General features: G+C 70.6%; 17 protein-coding genes. 13 read left to right on the forward strand and 4 right to left on the reverse strand.

All coding sequences use genetic code 11. From position 1 onward, the window contains the following. Nucleotides 1-406: 406 nt before the first annotated feature. Complete coding sequence (locus DVK44_RS15145; protein WP_114660154.1) at nucleotides 407-1,093, reverse strand: bifunctional DNA primase/polymerase; 687 nt, start codon at nucleotides 1,091-1,093, stop codon at nucleotides 407-409. A 699-nt stretch (nucleotides 1,094-1,792) separates the two neighbouring features. Here DVK44_RS15145 and DVK44_RS15150 point away from each other — a divergent pair. From DVK44_RS15150 to DVK44_RS15170, 4 genes are all read left to right on the forward strand, one after another. Then, nucleotides 1,793-3,571 carry a PP2C family protein-serine/threonine phosphatase gene (locus DVK44_RS15150; RefSeq protein WP_181957463.1) on the forward strand — a complete coding sequence of 593 codons (1,779 nt, stop codon included), beginning with the start codon at nucleotides 1,793-1,795 and terminating at the stop codon, nucleotides 3,569-3,571. Between the two features lie 101 nt (nucleotides 3,572-3,672). Then, entirely contained in the window at nucleotides 3,673-5,148 is a 1,476-nt protein-coding gene (locus DVK44_RS15160) for an aminopeptidase P family protein (protein ID WP_114660156.1), read from the forward strand. 167 nt (nucleotides 5,149-5,315) lie between these two features. Next, complete coding sequence (locus DVK44_RS15165; protein WP_114660157.1) at nucleotides 5,316-5,657, forward strand: PadR family transcriptional regulator; 342 nt, start codon at nucleotides 5,316-5,318, stop codon at nucleotides 5,655-5,657. Then, on the forward strand, nucleotides 5,654-6,424 hold the full coding sequence (locus DVK44_RS15170) for a Bax inhibitor 1 family protein (RefSeq protein WP_228447159.1): 771 nt from the start codon (nucleotides 5,654-5,656) through the stop codon (nucleotides 6,422-6,424). Before DVK44_RS15165 ends, DVK44_RS15170 begins: the two co-directional genes overlap by 4 nt. Here the strand turns inward: DVK44_RS15170 and DVK44_RS15175 are convergent. Beyond that, nucleotides 6,387-6,932 (reverse strand): ATP-binding protein, encoded by a 546-nt coding sequence (locus DVK44_RS15175; RefSeq protein WP_114660158.1) that lies wholly within the window; start codon nucleotides 6,930-6,932, stop codon nucleotides 6,387-6,389. The genes DVK44_RS15170 and DVK44_RS15175 overlap by 38 nt on opposite strands. 272 nt (nucleotides 6,933-7,204) lie before the next feature. Between DVK44_RS15175 and DVK44_RS15180 the strand changes: the two genes are divergently transcribed. From DVK44_RS15180 to DVK44_RS15220, 9 genes are all read left to right on the forward strand, one after another. After that, nucleotides 7,205-8,041 carry a hypothetical protein gene (locus DVK44_RS15180; protein ID WP_114660159.1) on the forward strand — a complete coding sequence of 279 codons (837 nt, stop codon included), beginning with the start codon at nucleotides 7,205-7,207 and terminating at the stop codon, nucleotides 8,039-8,041. Between the two features lie 234 nt (nucleotides 8,042-8,275). After that, entirely contained in the window at nucleotides 8,276-9,013 is a 738-nt protein-coding gene (locus DVK44_RS15185; protein ID WP_228447622.1) for a YcnI family copper-binding membrane protein, read from the forward strand. A gap of 121 nt (nucleotides 9,014-9,134) precedes the next feature. Next, on the forward strand, nucleotides 9,135-9,791 hold the full coding sequence (locus DVK44_RS15190) for an SCO family protein (protein WP_114660161.1): 657 nt from the start codon (nucleotides 9,135-9,137) through the stop codon (nucleotides 9,789-9,791). After that, a complete protein-coding gene (locus DVK44_RS15195) occupies nucleotides 9,788-10,267 on the forward strand; it encodes a copper chaperone PCu(A)C (protein WP_408055320.1) in 480 nt (159 codons plus the stop codon). Before DVK44_RS15190 ends, DVK44_RS15195 begins: the two co-directional genes overlap by 4 nt. A 20-nt stretch (nucleotides 10,268-10,287) precedes the next feature. Further along, complete coding sequence (locus DVK44_RS15200) at nucleotides 10,288-12,435, forward strand: copper resistance CopC/CopD family protein (protein WP_114660162.1); 2,148 nt, start codon at nucleotides 10,288-10,290, stop codon at nucleotides 12,433-12,435. Between the two features lie 180 nt (nucleotides 12,436-12,615). After that, the gene (gene efeB / locus DVK44_RS15205) at nucleotides 12,616-13,860 is read left to right on the forward strand and encodes an iron uptake transporter deferrochelatase/peroxidase subunit (RefSeq protein ID WP_114665148.1); all 1,245 of its coding nucleotides are present in this window, start codon (nucleotides 12,616-12,618) and stop codon (nucleotides 13,858-13,860) included. Between the two features lie 159 nt (nucleotides 13,861-14,019). Continuing rightward, nucleotides 14,020-14,955, forward strand: coding sequence for a prephenate dehydratase (gene pheA, locus DVK44_RS15210; protein ID WP_114660163.1), 936 nt, complete (start codon nucleotides 14,020-14,022; stop codon nucleotides 14,953-14,955). A gap of 626 nt (nucleotides 14,956-15,581) precedes the next feature. Further along, nucleotides 15,582-16,859 (forward strand): serine--tRNA ligase, encoded by a 1,278-nt coding sequence (serS, locus tag DVK44_RS15215; RefSeq protein WP_114660164.1) that lies wholly within the window; start codon nucleotides 15,582-15,584, stop codon nucleotides 16,857-16,859. A gap of 65 nt (nucleotides 16,860-16,924) precedes the next feature. Continuing rightward, nucleotides 16,925-17,737 carry an HAD family hydrolase gene (locus DVK44_RS15220; RefSeq protein WP_114665149.1) on the forward strand — a complete coding sequence of 271 codons (813 nt, stop codon included), beginning with the start codon at nucleotides 16,925-16,927 and terminating at the stop codon, nucleotides 17,735-17,737. A gap of 326 nt (nucleotides 17,738-18,063) precedes the next feature. On the opposite strand, the gene DVK44_RS15225 is transcribed toward DVK44_RS15220, so the two are convergent. Further along, nucleotides 18,064-18,759 carry a hypothetical protein gene (locus DVK44_RS15225; protein WP_114660165.1) on the reverse strand — a complete coding sequence of 232 codons (696 nt, stop codon included), beginning with the start codon at nucleotides 18,757-18,759 and terminating at the stop codon, nucleotides 18,064-18,066. Between the two features lie 275 nt (nucleotides 18,760-19,034). Continuing rightward, nucleotides 19,035-19,754 (reverse strand): ABC transporter permease, encoded by a 720-nt coding sequence (locus DVK44_RS15230; RefSeq protein WP_114660166.1) that lies wholly within the window; start codon nucleotides 19,752-19,754, stop codon nucleotides 19,035-19,037. Between the last annotated feature and the right edge of the window lie 3 nt (nucleotides 19,755-19,757).

A 19,757-nucleotide genomic window follows, 5' to 3' on the forward strand; every position in this document is an offset into this window, starting at 1 on the left:
CGGTTGATCGGTCTATCGGTGGAGCGTGCGGGCGGCTGTCGGTCCTGTGATCGACCCGCCCGGCCATCCGCGACATCCCTGACATCCGTGGCACCTGTCGCGCCGCCCGCCCTACCGGCAAGTAATTCATTGCCTGAATACACCAGATCGAATTTGCTAACTGCCGATCTCTTGTTACCGTTCTAGAAGCCCGGTCGCTGGTGCATCCCCCGTCGCCAGCGACCGGGCGTTCGCGTTCCCGGCTTCCCGCCCGTTCTCCGCCCGTTGCACACGACAACGCGGCAGCGGATGCGCCCCTGACGCGCCCCCAGCGCACGCTGGGCACACACTCCCGCCAGGCCCACTCCGGCGCGTACGCCAGTTCCGCGCGTACGTCTCCAGCGCTACGTCTCCGGCGCGTACGCCGTCAGTACGCGAGTCGGCTGCCACCGTCCGGCGCGCCCGTGCTCGCCTCGACGAGGGCGTCGACGACCGCCTCCACATCCGGCAGCCACGGCGCCGCCGAGCCCTCCAGCGGGGCCCGCTCCCAGCGGACCTGTCCGCCGGCCGCCTCGGACGGCGGCAGTACGAGATAGCCGCCCTCCCCGTGGAAACGCAGCGAACTGGGCACCCAGTCCTTGCTGTAGAGCAGTTCACCGAGCTGTTCGAGGCTGTACGGCGCGACGAGCAGCGACCAGCGGGTGGGCGTCGCCACGACCGGACCGAGCCGCATGCCCATCCGGTCGAGCTCCACCAGCGCACGGGCGCCCGCGACGGCCGGCAGGCTCACCGCGCACGGGGCCGTACCGCCGGTGGCGAGAATGATGGGGGCCGTGGGGCGGTTGTTCCACCACCAGCGCACCATGCGCGCGTCGGTGGTGGCTGTGAGCAGCCCCGGGTCGAAGGGGTGCGCGCCGGGTACGACGCAGTCGGGGTCCGGGCAGGAGCAGCCCCGGCCACGGGTCCCGAGTCCGCCGGCCGATTTCAGCCCGGCGCCCGGGAGTACGGGCCAGTTCCACGCGGTGGCGCAGGTGAGCGCCGCTTCGAGCTGGGCAGGCCGCCGCCCGTTGCGCCGGAACCAGAGCCTGCGTCGCCTTCCGAGGATCTCGCGCATAAGCGCTCGTTCCTTTCCGTTGAACGCCGAGGTCCACATGACACTGACACCATGTGTGTGCATCACTTCGCCGTGCGTACATCGTGTGCGGGACGTGCGTTGGCGTGCGGTGAGACATTGGCGTGCGTTGAGACATGCGTTGGCATGCGTTGCCATGTTTTGACGTGCATTGACATGCGTTGACGTGCGTTGACGTGCCTTGGGACGTACGTTGACGCGCATAAACAGGACGTGCGTAACACTGCCGTACTCCGGTGCGTACTACGGCGGCGGGCCCCCAGATCGACGGCGCGCGTCGCACCGTACCTGAGATGGCTCACGGACTGTCTTCATCCGACGAGTGGCGAGGGGTGGCGTGCGCATGGCGCTTACTGACCTGCTGCTGTCCCGCTACTGTCCCGCTGTACTTTTCCCGCCACTCCGGGGGATGGGGCGCGACCTACGGCGGTTAAGACGCCCGGTCCCGCCGCCAGGTTCCGGGGCGGTCGCAACTGCCCCTGTCCGTCACCGTTTACGTACCCATCACGTTCGGAATGACGCTCCACCCGGACCGCATGGGACACCGGTCCCGGAGGATCCCCCTGTCCAACACCCTCAGTCGATCGCAAAACCTGGGACAGCAGGTCATTTTCCGGCCAAACTGAGGAATCCATGGATCTCCGCGCCCGCCGCCCGTGATCCCGCTGATCCACCGGGACAATGCTGGACATCACATCCGGTGTGCGTGTACATGTGGATGCGTTGCCGATCGCGCAGAATGACATGGGGGTTCGCCATGCTATTGAGCGAAACACACCAGTCGAACAGCCGGTTGCCATGAGCGCCCGGCACCCGCCGAAAGTGGCTGGAATCAATCCAGTTCCACCCGCTCCGGCCCACACTGTCCCGCCGTCCGAGCAGTCGGCGGCCACCGTCCGGCCGGCCGCCGCCACCGGTCAGCTCGCGGATCAGGTCCCGGATCGGTCGCCGGACGGGGTGCCGGACCGGTTCTCGGACCAGATCTCCGATCTCACCACCCTCCGCGAACTCACCGAGCGTCTCGCCGGGACCCGCTCCGTGGACCGCGCACTCCAGGAACTGCTCCGCGCCGGCGCCGCCCTGATCGGGGCCCGCCGGGGGCTGGCGGTGCTCGAACCGGCCGACGGTCTCGGACCGGTCAGCACACGCGGCCTCGGGCTCTCGCACGCCGATCTCGGCCATCTGGAGACCATTCCGCGGCACGCCACCTCGTACGGCCGGGACCTCACCGAGCCCGTGTGCGTCCCCGATCTGCTCGCGGACGCGGAGCTGGACCCGCGCGAGCGCGAGGTCGCGGTCCGGCTCGGGTACGGCGCCAGTTACGCCGTACCCCTGGCCGGTACGCACTCCGCGGCGCCGGCCTCGACCACGACCACGACAGACGCCGGCACCGGTACGGGCGCCAGCACCAGCGAGGCCCCCGACGCCGAGGGCCTCGTGCCGACCGAACAGCTCGGCACGGCGGTCTGGTTGTACGACGAGCCCACCGAGCCGATGGCGAGACAGCGCCACCTCCTCGCCCTCTACACCCGGTTCGCCGGCGAGCATCTGGCCCGGCTGCTGGAGCTGGAGCGCTGCCGGGCACGGACCGCCGCCCTCACCGAGGAGCTGCTGCCCAGCCGGCTGCCCCGGATGCCGGGCGTCCAGCTCGCCGGACGCCGCCGCGCGGGCACACCGCGCGCGTCCGGCGGGCCGTCCGACGGCGCGGGAGCGACCGGCGGCGTCTGGTACGACGCGCTCCCGCTCCCCGAGGGCGCCCTCAGCCTCGCCGTCGGCTCGGTCGGCGGCTCCGGGCCCGGCGCGGTCGCCGCGTCGGGGCGGCTGCGCGCCTGTCTGCGGGCGTACGCCGTGATGGAGGGCGAGGACCCCGTCGCCGTACTCTCCGATCTGGAGCTGCTCCTGCGGCTGACCGAACCGGCCCGTACCGCCACCGCGCTCTTCGCGTACGCGGAACCCGACCGGCGCCGGATCGTGCTGGCCGGGGCCGGCCACGCGCCGCCGCTGATCATCGGGGAGCGGCGCGCCGAGTTCGTCGAGACGTCCCTGTCCGCGCCCCTCGGGATGCTCACCTGCTGGGAGGCGCCGAGCGTGGTGCTGACGCCCGCGCCCGGCGAGACGCTGCTGCTCTACACGGAGGGGCTGCTGTGGCACACCGGCGACGCCATGGACCGCGCCTTCTCCCGGCTGCGCGCGGCGGCGGCGAGCGTGCCCGCGGCGGCGCTGGCGGATCCCGGGGCGGTCGCCGACCACGTACTGCGCACGCTCCTGCCGGAGGACTCCGCCGGCCCGCGCCCGTACGACACCGCTGACACCCGCACCGGCATCCGCACCGGCACCGGCACTCGCGCCGACACCCACGCCGGCAATGACGCTGACACCGGCACTGACATCCTCGCTGACACCCGTGCCGACATCGGTGAATCCGACGACTTCGTGCTGCTCGCCGTGCGGTTCGACTGATCGGCGCCGCTCTTGCGAGCTTCCCCCCGAAACCCCCTTCCCCTCACACATACGATGGAATTGGACCAGTGCCGTAGACGTCGTATGAAGGAGAAGAAGACGTGGCTGAGGACGCGGAGACCCCAGAGACCGAAGAAGAAGAGGAATCGATCAAGCCGAGGAAGAACGGTCTGTACCCGGGCGTGTCCGACGAACTCGCGGAGAACATGAAGTCCGGCTGGGCGGACACCGAGCTGCACGGTCTGGAGCCCCTCGCCCAGGCGCCGTACGCCGCCGCCCGCCGCGCCGCGCTCTCCGCGCGCTTCCCGCGCGAGCGCCTCGTCATCCCCGCGGGCAACCTCAAGACGCGGTCGAACGACACCGAGTACGCCTTCCGCGCCGCCACCGAGTACGCGTACCTCACCGGCGACCAGACCCAGGACGGCGTCCTCGTCCTGGAGCCGCGGCCGGACCAGGAGGGCCACGACAGCCACGAGGCGACCATCTATCTGCTGCCGCGCTCCAACCGGGAGAACGGCGAGTTCTGGCTCGACGGCCAGGGCGAGCTGTGGGTCGGCCGCCGGCACTCGCTCGCGGAGGCCGAGCAGCTGCTCGGGATCCCCGCCAAGGACGTACGGGAGCTGCCCGCCGCCCTCAAGGAGGCCACGGGCCGGGTCCGTGCCGTACGCGGCCATGACGCCGGCATCGAGGCCGCGCTCGCCGACAAGGTCACCGCCGAGACGGACGAGGAGCTGCGCGTGTACCTCTCCGAGGCGCGCGCGGTGAAGGACGAGTTCGAGATCGGTGAGCTGCAGAAGGCCGTCGACTCGACCGTGCGGGGCTTCGAGGACGTCGTACGGATCCTCGACAAGGCGGAGGCGACCAGCGAGCGCTACATCGAGGGGACCTTCTTCCTGCGCGCCCGTGTCGAGGGCAACGACATCGGGTACGGCTCGATCTGCGCGGCCGGCCCGCACGCCACCACGCTCCACTGGGTGCGCAACGACGGCGACGTGCGCCGCGGGGACCTGCTGCTTCTCGACGCCGGGGTGGAGACCCACACGCTCTACACCGCCGATGTCACGCGCACACTGCCCATCGACGGCCGCTACAGCGATCTCCAGCGGAAGATCTACGACGCGGTGTACGAGTCGCAGGAGGCCGGGATCGCGGCGGTGCGGCCCGGTGCGAAGTACCGCGACTTCCACGATGCCTCGCAGCGCGTGCTCGCCGAGAAGCTCGTCGAGTGGGGGCTGCTGGACGGCCCGGTCGAGAAGGTCCTTGAGCTGGGCCTCCAGCGCCGCTGGACGCTGCACGGCACCGGCCACATGCTCGGCCTGGACGTCCACGACTGCGCGGCGGCGCGCAGGGAGGCGTACGCGGACGGCACGCTGGCGCCCGGGATGTGCCTCACCGTGGAGCCGGGGCTGTACTTCCAGGCCGATGATCTGACCGTACCCGCGGAGTACCGGGGCATCGGCGTCCGGATCGAGGACGACATCCTCGTCACGGAGGACGGCAACCGGAACCTGTCGGCGGGGCTGCCTCGCCGGTCCGACGAGGTCGAGGCGTGGATGGCCGGCCTGCGCCAGGTCTGATCCGGCCGCCGGCTCCCTCGGGGCTCAGGACGCTCACACGGTCCTGAGCCCCGGGGCGGAGGCCAGGGGCTGGGGCCGGGGGCTGGGGCCGGGGCGAGGGGAAAAACAGGTGGAGCAGCATGCCCACCTAGTTGGCATAGCTATCTAGCATGTGATCTCATCTAGGTATGGCAGTCGATAGAAGAGCCAGCTGGCTCAAGGGCGTGCTCGATCTACTGGTGCTCTCGTGCCTGACCGACGGCGAGAGTTACGGCTACGAGATCGCCAAGCGCCTCGACGACGCGGGGCTCGGGCGCGTCAAGGGCGGAACGCTCTATCCCGTACTGAACCGGCTGGAGGAGGCGGACCTCGTCGAGGCGGAGTTCCGGGCCACCGAACGCGGTCCGGGGCGGCGCTACTACGGGTTGACGGCGGAAGGCCGCCGAACGCTCACGGAGCAGGGCGACGCCTGGCTCGGATTCCACCGCACCGTCACGGAGATGCTGGACAAGGGGGAGGCCCACGCATGACCGACACGACCACGTACTTCACGACGCTGTCCGCCCTGCTGACGGAGCGGGGCATGCCGCGGGCGCGCGCCGAGGCGCTCGTACAGGAACTGGGCGCGTACGCGGCGGAGGCCGGAAGCCCGGGCGAGGTGGAGTTCGGCCCCGTCGAGGAGCTGGCGGCGCGGCTGACCGAGCGGGCGGACGCCGGCTCGACGGGGACCGAGGACGGGCCCGGGGACGGAGCGGACAGCTGGACGTGGACCGCCGACGCCCTGAAGGAGCAGCGCCTGCTGGAGCACTTCGGCGCCCAGGGCTGGGAGGCTCAGCGGCTCGACCGGCTGGGCCGCTTCGTCTGCCGCCGCGACCGGGACCGGCCGATGCGCTGGAGCTACCGCCGTGAGGCGGTGAGCCACCGTCAGCGCGCGGAGCATACGGAGCGGCTCGCGCCCGAGGGGTGGGAACTCTTCGGTGTGTGGGGGCCCTTCGCGTACTACAAGCGGCCGGAGGCGGCGGTCACGGGCCCCGCGTCGCAGCTCACCCACCCTCCCGCGTCACCGCGCAGAAGCGTCTACATCGCCCCGTGGATCTATGTGTGGGTCGCGGTCAGCCTTCTGCTGGTGCTGGCCGTGGCCTGGTACGGGCTGCCCGGTGTCGACACGTGGACCGGCGCGCCCCTGGGAGTGGCGCTCGTCGGTCTCGCCGCGGGCGGCTTCCTGGGATTCCGGATCCGGAAGTCGACCGCCGCACCCGCTACACCGCGACCAACGGAGCACCCTCCCGCCACTTGAGGATCTTGTCGAAGCTGACCACCGCGCCGCTCCCCGGCCGGTTACGGACGTGGACATGATCGGCGAGCTGCTCGATCAGCCCGAGCCCCCGCCCGCTCTCGGCGAGCGCGGCAACGACCGGCGCGGCAGGGACCGGCACACAGACGGCAGCGGGCGCGGGTACGGGCACAGGCGCGGGAACGGACGTCGGTACGGGCGCGGGTACGGGCGCCGTTCGGCCCGCCATGCGCCGGGCCGGGAAGCCGGGGCCCGAATCGGCCACCTCGATACGGCACAGCTCACCGTCCAGATACGCCGTCACCCGGTACGCGCCGGGCGCCTCGCCGGGGCCCTCGCCACCGCCGCCGTGCTCGACGGCGTTCGCACATGCCTCGCTGAGCGCGACCGACAGATCGAAGGAGACCTCGGGATCGACCCCGGCCGTCTCCATCGTGCCGAGCAGCAGGCGCCGGGCGAGCGGAACGCTCGCGGCTTCGCGCCGCAAGTGGAGAGACCACCAGATGCTCATGCTCCAGCCTCCTGGCTGCGGCTCGACATACCGTTACGTATTGCCCCTACGCTCGGTCCGTAAGCCCCTACTTGACGTGATATCGCTCATCCGGCGGACGCGCATGCGGCGCACAGAGGTGTATAGGGCGGCACAGAACGGTGCGCCCGCGCGGGACACTCCGTAACGGGCCTCGCACGGCGCACCGTACGGTGCGCACCGTACTGGACAGAGCGTGACCTTCCGGACCTGCCCCTCGGGGCCGACGGCCGCAGTGCGATGATGACCCGGCCATGCCCATTCCCGTCTCCATTCCCGTGCGCGTCTGCGCGGCCGCCCCACGGCTGCTGAGGGCCGCGGTGTTCACCGCGGTCTGTGTCGTGCTGTCGGCGACGGGACACGCGATGGCGGCCTGCGCGCCGGTCCCGTGGTGGACGCTGCTCCTCGGCTTCCTCGGCGTGTTCGCGGTCGCCGCGCCGCTCGCCGGGCGCGCCCGCTCGACCCCGTCCGTCGTCATCGCCCTGCTGGGCGGGCAGTTCATCCTGCACAGCCTCTTCGGGCTGGGACAGCGGCATCTCACGGTGCCGCCGGGCACGAACGACGTCCTGATCAGGATGGCGGCCAAGCTGGTCTGCGGGGCGGGGCCGAATGCGATCAGCCCGCTCGACGCGGAGCGGATCATCGCCAACGCGGGGCTCAGCCCGGCCGGCACGATGGCGGGCGGCGCCGTCCACCAGCACATGGCCGCGACGGGTGCGGGCGCCGGCGGCACGGCCGCCACCGCGGGCACCGTGGACGGGCTGCTGCCCTCGCTGCCCATGATTCTCGGGCATCTGCTGGCCGCCCTCGCGACCGGCTGGCTGCTGCGGCACGGCGACCTCGCCCTGCTCCGGCTCACCCGGCTCTCGGCGCGCGGTATCAGCGATGTGGCCGGGAACGCGCCGCTGCGCGGCCTGCGCGCGGCGCTCCTGCTCGTACGCGCCCTGCTCGCGGGGCTGCCCGGCGCGACCGCGCCGGAGCCGCACGCCCCCCGCGGCTTCGACCCGCCTCCCCCGGTGGGCGGCGGGGAGACACTCCAGCACTCGGTGATCAGACGCGGCCCGCCGGCCGTACTCGCTCTCGCAGCCTGACGCGACGCGCTCCACGACTCCGTACGGACGGGGGTGCTGTCGCCGTGCCGTCGCGCGACCGCGCGCCGCGGCGCCCTGTCCGATCGCCGCTTTCCGCTCATACCGTGGAGTGTTTCCGTGTTCGCAAAGCCGTTCGCCTCCCCCGCGTCCTCCGACTCCCCCGCGTCCCGCTCCTCCCGTTCGCCGTTCTCGGCCAGAAGCGTCACCGTCACGCGTCTCTCCGTCGCCGGCGGGATCGCCGCGACCGCGCTTCTGCTGCTGGCGGGCCCCGCCTCGGCGCATGTCAGCGTGCAGCCGCAGGGCGAGGCCGCCAAGGGCGGTTACGCCACGATCAGCTTCAAGGTTCCCAACGAGCGGGACAACGCCTCCACCACCAAGCTCGAGGTGAACTTCCCCGCCGACCACCCGCTGGCGTCCGTCATGCCGCAGCCGGTGCCGGGCTGGGACGTCAAGGTCACCAAGGACAAGCTCGCCAAGCCGCTGGAGATGCACGGCAACACGATCACCGAGGCCGTCACCAAGGTGACCTGGACCGCGACCGGCGGCAAGACCGGACCGGGCATCGGACCGGGCCAGTTCCAGCAGTTCCCCCTCTCGGTCGGACAGCTCCCCGAGGACACCGACCAGTTGACGTTCAAGACCCTCCAGACGTACGACAACAAGGAGGTCGTCCGCTGGATCGACGAGACCGAGGAAGGCGCCGATGAGCCCGAGAGCCCCGCGCCCGTCCTGAAGCTCAGCGCGGCCACCGGGGACGGGCACGGCGCCCCGAGCGACAAGCCCAGCGCCGAGACCGCCTCGCACGACGACGACGCGGCGGACGACAGCGACACCGCCGCCTCGACGGCCGCCGCCTCGTCCTCCTCCGACAGCGACACCACGGCCCGTGTGCTCAGTGTGATCGCCATTGTCATCGGCGCGGCCGGGGTCGCGTTCGGAGTCCTGGCCGGCCGGCGCCGCACCACGACCTGACGCACCCCTGCGCCACCACACCACGCACGACGCACCACGCACTGTGCTCCGCGGCACGCGGGCCGGAACTCTCCCGGCCCGCGCGCCGCGCCACACAACCCCAGCACCAGGACATATCCCCATGCGCAAGAAGACCGTGACCAGCGCCGCCGCCCTCGCTGTGGCAGCCGCACTCACCCTGTCCGCCTGCTCCAGCGACGACGCCTCCTCCAAGCCGATCGCCGATATCTCGGCCTCTGCGAAGACCCAGGCCGCGACCGTGCTCGACCAGCCCTTCAAGAAGCCGAACCTCGTCCTCACCGACACCAAGGGGAAGTCCTACGACCTCCGCGAGGCCACCGAGGGCAAGCCCACCCTGATCTACTTCGGCTACACCAACTGCCCGGACGTCTGCCCGCTGACGATGAGCAACATCGCCATCGCCATGAAGTCGCTGTCCGCGGCCGACCGCGAGAAGCTCCAGGTCATCTTCGTCACCACCGACCCGGAACGGGACACCTCCGCCGAACTCGCCAAGTGGCTGCCCAGCGCCGGTGATCCATCCTTCATCGGCCTGACCGGCGACTTCCCCACCATCCAGGCGGGCGCCCGCCAGCTCGGCATCGGGATCGACGCGCCCAAGAAGGAGAAGAACGGCACCGTCGTCTCCATGCACGGCACCCAGGTCATCGCCTTCTCCCCGAAGACCGACGCCGGCTATGTCCTGTACGGCGAGGACGCCACCGCGGACGACTACGCCAAGGACCTGCCGAAGATCATCAAGGGGGAGAACCCGTGACCCGCCGCTCCTCTCTGGGGCTCTGCGGCAGCCTCACGGCGGCCGCGGTCCTGGTGGTGACCGGCTGTTCCTCGTCGTCCTCCTCCGTGTCCTCCTCTTCCGGAGCCGCGCCCAGCCTGAAGGTCAGCGGCGCCTATATGCCGAAGCCCGTCAGTGACATGGCGGCCGGCTTCCTCACCGTCACCAACAGCGGTCGCTCCGCCGACCGACTCACCTCCATCACCAGCACCATCTCCGACAGCGTCACCATCCACCGCACCGAGAACCAGGCCATGCGGGAGGTGAAGTCCTTCGACATCCCCGCCGGCGGGGAACTGGATCTCGAACGCGGTGGCAGCCACATCATGTTCATGAACCTCAAGGAGCGGCCGGCCCAGGGCCAAGAGGTCGGCATCGAGCTGCACTTCGAGAAGACCGACCCCATCAAGGTCGAACTTCCCGTGAAGGAGACCAACTACAACCCGGCCACCCGCTGACCGAGGGACTGAGGGACACCATGACAGCCACCGCCCCGCGCTTCGGAGTTACCGGCCCCACCAGAGCCGTCGCCCTGATGCGACTGCTGCTCGTCACCGCCGTGCTGCTCGGCACCGTCCTCACCGTGTCCTCCGGCACGGCGTCGGCGCACGCCGCGCTGACCGGCAGCACCCCCGAGGACGGGGCGGTGGTCGCCACCGCGCCCAAGGACATCGCCCTCTCCTTCTCCGAACAGGTCTCGCTGGGCAACGACTCGATCCGCGTCCTCGATCCGGACAGCAAGCGGGTCGACACCGCGAAGATCCGCGACATGAGCGGTGGCGGCACCGTCCGCTACGGCGTCGATCTCCAGACCGGCCTCGCCGACGGCACCTACACCGTCGCCTGGCGGGCCGTCTCCGCCGACAGCCACCCCATCGCCGGGGCCTTCACCTTCTCCATCGGGGCGCCCTCGAAGACCGTCGCCGTCCTGCCCGCCCAACAGGCGGGCGGCGGGCTGGTCGGCACCCTGTACGACATCGCGCGCTACGTCTCGTACACCGGCTTCATCCTGCTCGTCGGCGGCGTCGCCTTCATCCTCGGCTGCTGGCAGCGCGGCGCCTCCGTACGGCCGTTGCAGCGGCTGATCGTCGGGGGCTGGCTGACGCTGACCGCCGCCACCCTCGCCATGCTGCTCCTGCGCACCCCGTACACCGGCTCCGGCGAACTGGGCGATGCCTTCGACCTGGGCGGGCTCCAGGACGTCCTCACCACCAAGACCGGCGCGGCGCTCATCTCCCGGCTGCTGCTGCTCGGCGCCGCCGCGCTGTTCATCGCCGTCCTCTTCGGCGCGTACACCAAGCGCGAGGACGACGAGAGGAACACCGCGGGCGAGAGCGGTACCGACGGCGAGAGGAACACAGGCGGCGAGAAGGACACGGACGGCGAGGAGAGCGCGGCGAAGGAGGAAGGCACGGCGAAGAACGACCTCACCTTCGGACTCGCCCTGGGCGGCACCGTCGTCGCCGCCGGGATCGCCGCCACCTGGGCGCTGGCCGAACACGCCTCAACGGGGATCCAGACCGGACTCGCCATGCCGGTGGACGTGCTTCATCTGCTCGCCGTGGCGACCTGGCTCGGCGGGCTCACCGCGCTGCTCGTCGCTCTCTACCGGGCACCCTTCATAGAGAGCGCGGCCGTACGGCGCTTCTCCCGCACCGCCTTCATCAGCGTCGTGGTGCTCGCCGCGACCGGGCTGTACCAGTCCTGGCGTCAGGTCGGATCATGGTCGGCGCTCGGGGGAACGTCATACGGGCGGCTCCTTCTGGTCAAGGTCGGGCTGGTCGCCGTGATGGTCGGCATCGCCTGGTTCTCACGGCGGTGGACCGGTCGGCTCGGAGAGTGGTCGGGTTCTGAATCTGGGTCGAAGTCGGAGTCGGGAGCTGAGTCGGAGTCGGAGTCGAAGTCGGTAGCTGAGTCGGAGTCGGGAGCTGAGTCGGAGTCGGTAGCTGAGTCGGAGTCGGGGAAGGGACACGGAGCGAAGAGCGGAGACGAGACGACAGACGGTGACGGATCCGCCGCCTCGACCACGCCTTCCGTAACTGACAGTGAAAGGCTTACCCAGCTCACCCGCCAGGAAGCCGCATTGGCGACAGCACGCCAAAAGCGGAACCGGGATTCCGATCCCGAGCGGACCGGACTGCGCCGTTCCGTGCTCGCGGAGGCCGGGGTGGCCGTCGTCCTCCTCGCCATCACGACCGTACTGACCTCCACCGAACCGGGCCGCACCGCCGAGCTGGAGGCGAGCCGTACCGGCGGCGCGTCCACGGCCTCCCCCGGTCCCAAGGAACCCGTCAGCCTCACGCTGCCCTTCGACACCGGCGGCGCGAAGGGCAAGGGCACCGTCCGGCTCACCCTCGACCCGGCCTCCCCCGGCGCCAACGTCATGCAGCTCTACATCGACGGCCCCGGCGGAAAGCCGCTGGACATCCCCGAGATCAAGATCGCCTTCACCCTCGTGGACAAGAAGATCGGCCCCCTGCCGATCACCCCCGTACGCTCCGCCGCCGGACACTGGACCGCTGACCCCGTACTGCTGCCCATGCCGGGCGACTGGCAGCTCAGGGTGACCGTCCGGACCTCCGACATCGACCAGACGACCGTCGACAAGAACGTGAAGATCGGCTGACCCACCGTGAGCGACACCCGACAGAACCACGAACACCGGCACGCCGACGACGGACCCGATGACAGCCGGGACAACAAGTCCGACGACAAGTCCGGCGCGAAGCCCGGCGACAGGTCCGAAAGCCGGTCGGAGAGCCGGCCCGAGAGCCGGTCCGACGACGACCGGCCGCCCGCCCCCGTCATCTCCCGCCGACGGCTCCTCGGCACCGCCGGCGCCGCCGGAGCCGTCGGGCTGGCGCTCGGAGCCGTCGGCGGGGCCACCGGTTACGCGGCCGGGAGCCCCGAACCGGTGACGGCGCTGACCACCATCGGCACCGACTATCTGCCGTTCCACGGTGTCCACCAACCCGGCATCACCACCCCCGTGCAGGCCAGCGGCCATCTGATCGCCTTCGACCTGCTCCCGGGCGCGGGCCGCAAGGAGGCCGCCGCGCTGCTGCGCCGCTGGTCGGCGTCGGCGCGGACGCTGATGGCGGGCGAGCCGGCCACGAACGGCGGCGGTGCCGGCGGCCACGACACCGGCATCGCGCTGGACGCCGGCCCGTCCTCCCTCACCGTGACCTTCGGTTTCGGCCGTACCTTCTTCGACCGTACGGAGCTGACCGGGCAGCGCCCCGAGGCCCTGGACCCGCTGCCCGCCTTCTCCAACGACCATCTCGACGCCGGCCGCAGCGACGGCGACCTCTGGATCCAGATCGGCTCCGACGACGCGCTCGTCGCCTTCCACGCGCTGCGCACGCTCCAGAAGGACGCGGGCGCGGCGGCGCGGGTGCGCTGGCAGATGAACGGCTTCAACCGTTCGCCCGGCGCCACCCCGCAACCCATGACCAGCCGCAATCTGATGGGACAGATAGACGGCACGGGCAACCCCAAACCCTCGGAGCCCGACTACGACCGCCGGATCTTCGTCCCCTCGGCCCCCGCCGCCGGCACGCCCGCGTGGATGGCGGACGGCTCCTACGCGGTCGTACGGCGGATCCGTATGCTCCTCGACGACTGGGAACAGCTCACCGTCGCCCGTCAGGAGCAGGTCATCGGCCGCCGCAAGGCCGACGGCGCCCCGCTCACCGGCGGTACGGAGACCACGGAGATGGACCTCGACAAGCTCGGCCGGGACGGCAGCCTCGTCATCCCGGCCAACGCGCACGCCCGGATCTCCAAGCCCGAGTCGAACGGCGGCGCCGCCATGCTGCGCCGCCCCTTCTCATTCCACGACGGCATCGGCGACGACGGCACGCCGGACGCGGGGCTGCTCTTCGTCTGCTGGCAGGCCCATCCGCTCAAGGGCTTCGTCCCCGTACAGCGCAAGCTCGACCGCGGGGACGCGCTGTCGGCGTTCATCCGCCACGAGGCGAGCGGGCTGTTCGCCGTACCGGGGGGCGCGCGGCAGGGGGAGTACGTGGGCCAGCGCCTGCTGGAGTCCTGAGCCGGGACCACGGCCCGGGTCAGGATTCAGAACTCCGGGACTCCGGGGGCAGGACCTGCGGCACTCCGCTCCGGACACCGGGGGCAGGACCTCGCGCGGGACTCGGCGCGGGACTCGGCGCGGGAACGGTGACCCCGGTCGGCCCATTAAGGTGACCGTATGTCGGCCATGCGCTATACGTATCTCGGCCCCGAGGGCACCTTCACCGAAGCCGCTCTCCGCACGCTCCCGGAAGCGGCCACGCGGGAACTGGTCCCCATGGTGTCCGTCCCGGCGGCCCTCGACGCCGTACGGAACGGACAGGCCGCCGCGGCGTTCGTCCCGATCGAGAACTCGGTGGAGGGCGGGGTCACCGCGACCCTCGACGAACTCGCCTCCGGCGAGCAGCTGATGATCTACCGCGAAGTGCTGCTGCCGATCACCTTCGCCCTGCTGGTACGGCCGGGGACCGAGCTGTCCGACATCAAGACCGTGACCGGTCATCCGGTGGCCCAGCCGCAGGTGCGCAACTGGCTGCGGGGCCATCTGCCGGACGCGCTGTGGGAGTCGGCCGCGTCGAACGCGGACGGTGCGCGGCTGGTGCAGGAAGGCCGTTTCGACGCCGCCTTCGCCGGGGAGTTCGCGGCGGCGCGGTACGGGCTGAAGCCGCTGGTCAGCGAGATCCATGACGCGGAGAACGCGGAGACGCGGTTCGTTCTGGTGGGCCGGCCCGCGCGCCCGTCGGCGCCGACCGGCGCGGACAAGACGTCGGTGGTCGTGTGGCTGGGCGACGACCACCCGGGCGCGCTGCTCGAACTGCTCCAGGAGTTCGCGGTGCGCGGGGTCAACCTGATGCTGATCCAGTCCCGGCCGACCGGCGCGGGCATCGGCAACTACTGCTTCGCCGCGGACGCCGAGGGGCACATCACGGACCGGCGGGTGGGCGAGGCGCTGATGGGGCTGAAGCGGATCTGCCCGAAGGTGCGATTCCTCGGTTCGTACCCGCGCGCGGGGGTGTCCCCGGCGGATACGGCGGCGCTGCGCCCCGGTACGTCGGACGCGGAGTTCATCTCGGCGGCGGACTGGCTGGCGCGCATCCAGGACGGCCGCGTCTAAGGCTGCACGGGGCCTCGCCCGGCGCGCAGACCGCGCCTGGCGAGGGCTGGCGCCGGGCACGGGCAGGAGGGCTGTGGATGTATGCCAAAGTTATCCACAGGCGAGCGGCTCACCCTGGGGACAAGTCGACACCCGTAGCCGACACAGTCGACAAATCGGCCCAGTCGCCCCACCTCCATCCACAGGGCGCCAGACCGGCCCGCGTCACCTCAATTCCAGTGATCAACTCGTTAGAGCGAGTAATTCCCACCCGAATGAGTGCGCTAAGTGGGTTTAAGAAGGGAATTCCGCACCCCTTCCACGGCCTTCACGGACGCCAATTGCGCGATCCACAGACCCTCCACACAGCCTGTGGATAACTTCTGCCGACACACCCCCTCTGTGGACAACGCCCCTGCCCGGCCGCCCCAAGTCCCGTCCCGCACAAGGGTCGTGAGTCAAGGCGGCGGCAACGGACTGCCTCATTCCAGGGAATTGCGCCCCCTTTATTGACGAACGGCGGGCAAACTCCGGGCGCCCCTTCCAGGATTCCCCACCACCTTCCACAATTGCCGCAATTAGGACAAAGGGGCGCGCCTGCCGATATCGAGTGGGGTGGTGTCGGTGCACACCGGTAGCCTGGTGGGGTGATTGACCTTCGCCTGCTCCGTGAGGACCCCGACCGTGTTCGCGCCTCCCAGCGCGCCCGTGGAGAGGACGTCGCGCTCGTCGACGCCCTGCTCTCCGCCGACGAGCGGCGCAGGTCGTCCGGCGTCCGCTTCGACGCGCTGCGCTCGGAACAGAAATCGCTCGGCAAGCTGATCCCCAAGGCGAGCGCCGAGGAGCGGTCGGAGCTGCTCAAGCAGGCCGAGCAGCTGAAGGCCGACGTCAAGGCCGCCGACGCCGAGCAGCACGAGGCCGACGAGGAGGCCAGGCAGCTGCTCCTCCAGCTCGGCAATGTCGTCCACCCCGACGTCCCGGTCGGCGGCGAGGAGGACTTCGTCGTCCTGGAGACGCACGGCACGATCCGTGACTTCGCGGCGGAGGGCTTCGAGCCCAAGGACCACCTGGAGCTGGGCGAGGCGCTGGGCGCCATCGACGTCGAGCGCGGCGCCAAGGTCTCCGGTTCGCGTTTCTACTATCTGACGGGCGTCGGCGCGCTCCTTGAGCTGGCTCTGGTCAACGCGGCGATCGCGCAGTCCACCGAGGCCGGCTTCATCCCGATGCTCACCCCGGCGCTGGTCCGCCCGCGCGCCATGGAGGGCACGGGCTTCCTGGGCCAGGCCGCGGAGAACGTGTACCACCTGGAGAAGGACGACTACTACCTGGTCGGTACGTCGGAGGTGCCCCTCGCCGCGTATCACATGGACGAGATCATCGACGCCGACAAGCTGCCCCTGCGGTACGCGGGCTTCTCGCCGTGCTTCCGCCGCGAGGCCGGTACGTACGGCAAGGACACGCGCGGCATCTTCCGGGTCCACCAGTTCGACAAGGTCGAGATGTTCTCGTACGTCGACCCGGCGGACGCCCAGGCCGAGCACCAGCGGCTGCTGGAGTGGGAGAAGCAGTGGCTGACCGCCCTCGGCCTGCCCTTCCAGGTGATCGATGTGGCCACCGGTGATCTGGGCGCGTCCGCCTCGCGCAAGTTCGACTGCGAGGCGTGGATCCCGACGCAGGGCAAGTACCGCGAGCTGACCTCGGCGTCCAACTGCGACAGCTTCCAGGCCCGCCGGCTCTCGGTCCGGATGCGGGACGGCAAGCAGGTCAAGCCGCTGTCGACGCTGAACGGCACGCTCTGCGCCGTACCGCGCACAATCGTGGCGATCCTGGAGAACCACCAGCTGCCGGACGGTTCGGTACGGGTCCCCGAGGTGCTCCGTCCGTATCTGGGCGGCCGTGAGGTGCTGGAGCCGGTCGCCAAGTGAGCACCACCGACCCCGCCGCGCCGCGCGCGGCCACCTCGCTCGCGGCATCGCTCGCCGCCGCGCCGGTGCCCGCCGCGCCGTTCCCGTACAAGCTCGTCGCGACGGACCTCGACGGCACACTGCTGCGCGAGGACAACACGGTCTCCGGCCGTACGCGCGAGGCCCTCGCGGCGGTGACCGCGGCGGGCGCCGCGCACATCATCGTCACGGGGCGGGCCGTGCCCTGGACCCTGCACATCCTGGACGACCTGGGGTACGAGGGTCTGGCGGTGTGCGGCCAGGGCGCGCAGGTCTACCACGCGGGTGAGCACCGGCTGCTGACGTCGCTGACCCTCGACCGGAAGCTCGCCAAGGTGGCGCTCGCCCGGATCGAGGCGGAGATCGGCGCCCCGGCGCTGGCCGTGAGCCGGGACGGGCTCGACGGCGAGGTGCTGATCGGCCCCGGCTACCGGACGCTGGACGGCGCGCTTCCGGCGGTGACGGTGGCCGATCCGGCGGAGCTGTGGTCGGCGCCGCTGAACAAGGTCTACATCCAGCACCCGGAGCTGGACGACGACGCGCTGGCCCTGGCGGCACGTGCCGCGGCCGGCGGGCTGGTGGACGTGGTGATGGCGGGCGCGGGCGTGGTGGAGATCCTCCCGCTGGGCCTGAGCAAGGCCACCGGTCTGTCACTGGCCGCACGGCGCCTCGGCGTCAAGGCGGCGGACACGATCGCGTTTGGTGACATGCCGAACGACATCCCGATGTTCGGCTGGGCCGGCTACGGCGTGGCCATGGCGAACGCGCACGACGAGCTGAAGGCCGTCGCGGACGAGGTCACGGCGTCGAACGAGGACGACGGCATCGCCGTGGTGCTGGAGAAACTGCTGCTCGGGTAAAAGCCCGCGGATGTCCCAGGCCCCGAGAGAGGGTCCGGGAGGGGTGGCCCGCGCGGATGCGCGCTCGAAGCGGCCACCCCCGGGCAGCGTGCCGGCGGCACACGGAGCGGTGATGGCTACTCCGGTGCCCGCGCGGTGCTGCCCTGCTGGGAACTCGACGGACTCGGACTGCCGGTCATCGCCGTGTTCCGCTCCCGGTCTGTGGTGTGCGCGGTGCGTGCCCCGCACACCACAACTGTGCCCGCGGCCACGGCCAGGCGCCACCGAATATCCGCCAACGGCCCGCGTACGCCCCCGGAGGGACGGCCGCGGGCCGCGGGGACGGATCAGCGGTGCTTACGGCCGCGGCGCAGATCCCTCACCTGGCGGGCGAGGTCATCGACCTTCGCGTCCACCTGGTCGATCCGGACGGACATCTCGCACACCCGGTTGCTGAGGGCCGCGACCACCTGGTTGGTGGCGTCGAGCCGCCGGTCCAGGCTGTCGAGCCGCTGCGACATCCGGTTCAGCACCGGCCCCAGCTCCTGGAGCGCGAGCCCGACCCCGCCGAGGCACGACTCGATCTTCGTCACGCGCCGGTCGAGCGAGGCGTACCCCTCGCGCCAGCCCTCCTCCGCATCGAGGAGGTACGTACGGACACGGCGCGCGATGTCGCTGTCGCGCAGGAGCATCGCGATGTTGAGCACGGCGCGGCGGCCGTAGAGCGTGAGCTGGGTGGCGGCCTGTGGATAACTTTCACCCCTGCCCTCGCTCCATAGTGACAACATGTCACTATGAAAGCGTCGCAGGTCAGAGCCTCGCAGCACCTGCATCCCGTTCTCGCACAGCTCCGCGCGATGCCGCGCTGTCAACTGCCTGATGACGCCTGTGGATACTTCGAAGTACCGGGCCACGTCCTCCGTACGGACATGGATGCCGTCCGGGAGCATCGCCAGGGCCTTGATCTTGTCGAGCGTCTCGACCCGCTCCATGACGCTGTCGCGCATCGTGCGCGATTCGAGCAGAGCACCTTCTGGTGGCATGGGAATGCCTTCTCTTTCCGTGAAGCCGAACCAACCAACAACGAAGTCAGCCCTCTCCCCGGGCTTCAGGGGTGGAGGTCGGCTCACGGTGGCTACTCACTCAATGACCGGTGCGGCTCTCGATCCGGCACCGGCAATCCCCAGATTCACGAACACTCGACGCAACAGACTCCAGTTGCCTCCACGCACCCTGGCAAACGAACCGATAACCGTACAGTTACGTGGCAACCCCCGCCCATCGGACGGGGGTTGCCACGTAGAGGTCGATTCTTCGCTCACTCCTCGCCCGCGAGCTTCAGCGTCCGCAGCTTCTGCCCCGCGAACCACGTCGCGGCCACCGTCACCCCGACCAGCAGGATCACCGCGAGCGGCAGCGTCACGTCCGACGCGATGATGCCGTCGCCGCCGATCTTCTTGGCGAGCGCCAGCGACCACTGCTGGACGCTGAGCGTCCGCGCGCCTTCCACCAGGCTGCCGAAGAACGTCTCCCAGACCAGGGCGTAGACCAGCCCGATGACGACCGCGTGGCGGCTGACCGTACCGAGCAGCAGGAACAGCGCGCTGTACGCGATCGAGGCGACGAGCGCCGCGACCGTGTAGGCGATCGCGATCTGCTGGCCGTTGCCGTTGAGGATCCACCCGGCGATAAAGGTGGGGACGGCGGAGAACGCCATGGTCACGGCGATCGCCACGATCAGCTTGGTGAAGATGATCGACGACCGCTTCAGGGGCTTGGAGAGCAGATAGACGATCGAGCCGTCATCGATCTCGGGCCCGATCGCGCCCGTGCCCGCGATCACGCCAATCAGCGGCACCATCGTGGCCAGTGCGAAGCCGCCCAGCACATCGGACGCGATCTGGTCGTCCACGCCGTCGAAGACACGGACGGCCACCGAGATCAGGATCAGCAGAGCGGGCAGTACGAAGAGAATGGCGGCCCGGCGCCTGCCGAGCAGGGCCCGCTGGGTGAGCCGGGCGACTGTGGGGTTGTACATGAC

The sequence above is a fragment of the Streptomyces paludis genome, assembly GCF_003344965.1.
In the GTDB taxonomy this organism is placed as follows: Bacteria; Actinomycetota; Actinomycetes; order Streptomycetales; family Streptomycetaceae; genus Streptomyces; species Streptomyces paludis.

What these genes read in the sequence shown, in the direction of transcription:
- DVK44_RS15145 (WP_114660154.1), bottom strand. Translation starts at nt 1,093, where the DNA reads ATGCGCGAGATCCTCGGAAGGCGACGCAGGCTCTGGTTCCGGCGCAAC.
- DVK44_RS15150 (WP_181957463.1), top strand. Translation starts at nt 1,793, where the DNA reads ATGCTGGACATCACATCCGGTGTGCGTGTACATGTGGATGCGTTGCCG.
- DVK44_RS15165 (WP_114660157.1), top strand. Translation starts at nt 5,316, where the DNA reads ATGGCAGTCGATAGAAGAGCCAGCTGGCTCAAGGGCGTGCTCGATCTA.
- DVK44_RS15170 (WP_228447159.1), top strand. Translation starts at nt 5,654, where the DNA reads ATGACCGACACGACCACGTACTTCACGACGCTGTCCGCCCTGCTGACG.
- DVK44_RS15175 (WP_114660158.1), bottom strand. Translation starts at nt 6,932, where the DNA reads ATGAGCATCTGGTGGTCTCTCCACTTGCGGCGCGAAGCCGCGAGCGTT.
- DVK44_RS15180 (WP_114660159.1), top strand. Translation starts at nt 7,205, where the DNA reads ATGCCCATTCCCGTCTCCATTCCCGTGCGCGTCTGCGCGGCCGCCCCA.
- DVK44_RS15190 (WP_114660161.1), top strand. Translation starts at nt 9,135, where the DNA reads ATGCGCAAGAAGACCGTGACCAGCGCCGCCGCCCTCGCTGTGGCAGCC.
- DVK44_RS15200 (WP_114660162.1), top strand. Translation starts at nt 10,288, where the DNA reads ATGACAGCCACCGCCCCGCGCTTCGGAGTTACCGGCCCCACCAGAGCC.
- pheA (WP_114660163.1), top strand. Translation starts at nt 14,020, where the DNA reads ATGTCGGCCATGCGCTATACGTATCTCGGCCCCGAGGGCACCTTCACC.
- DVK44_RS15225 (WP_114660165.1), bottom strand. Translation starts at nt 18,759, where the DNA reads ATGCCACCAGAAGGTGCTCTGCTCGAATCGCGCACGATGCGCGACAGC.
- DVK44_RS15230 (WP_114660166.1), bottom strand. Translation starts at nt 19,754, where the DNA reads ATGTACAACCCCACAGTCGCCCGGCTCACCCAGCGGGCCCTGCTCGGC.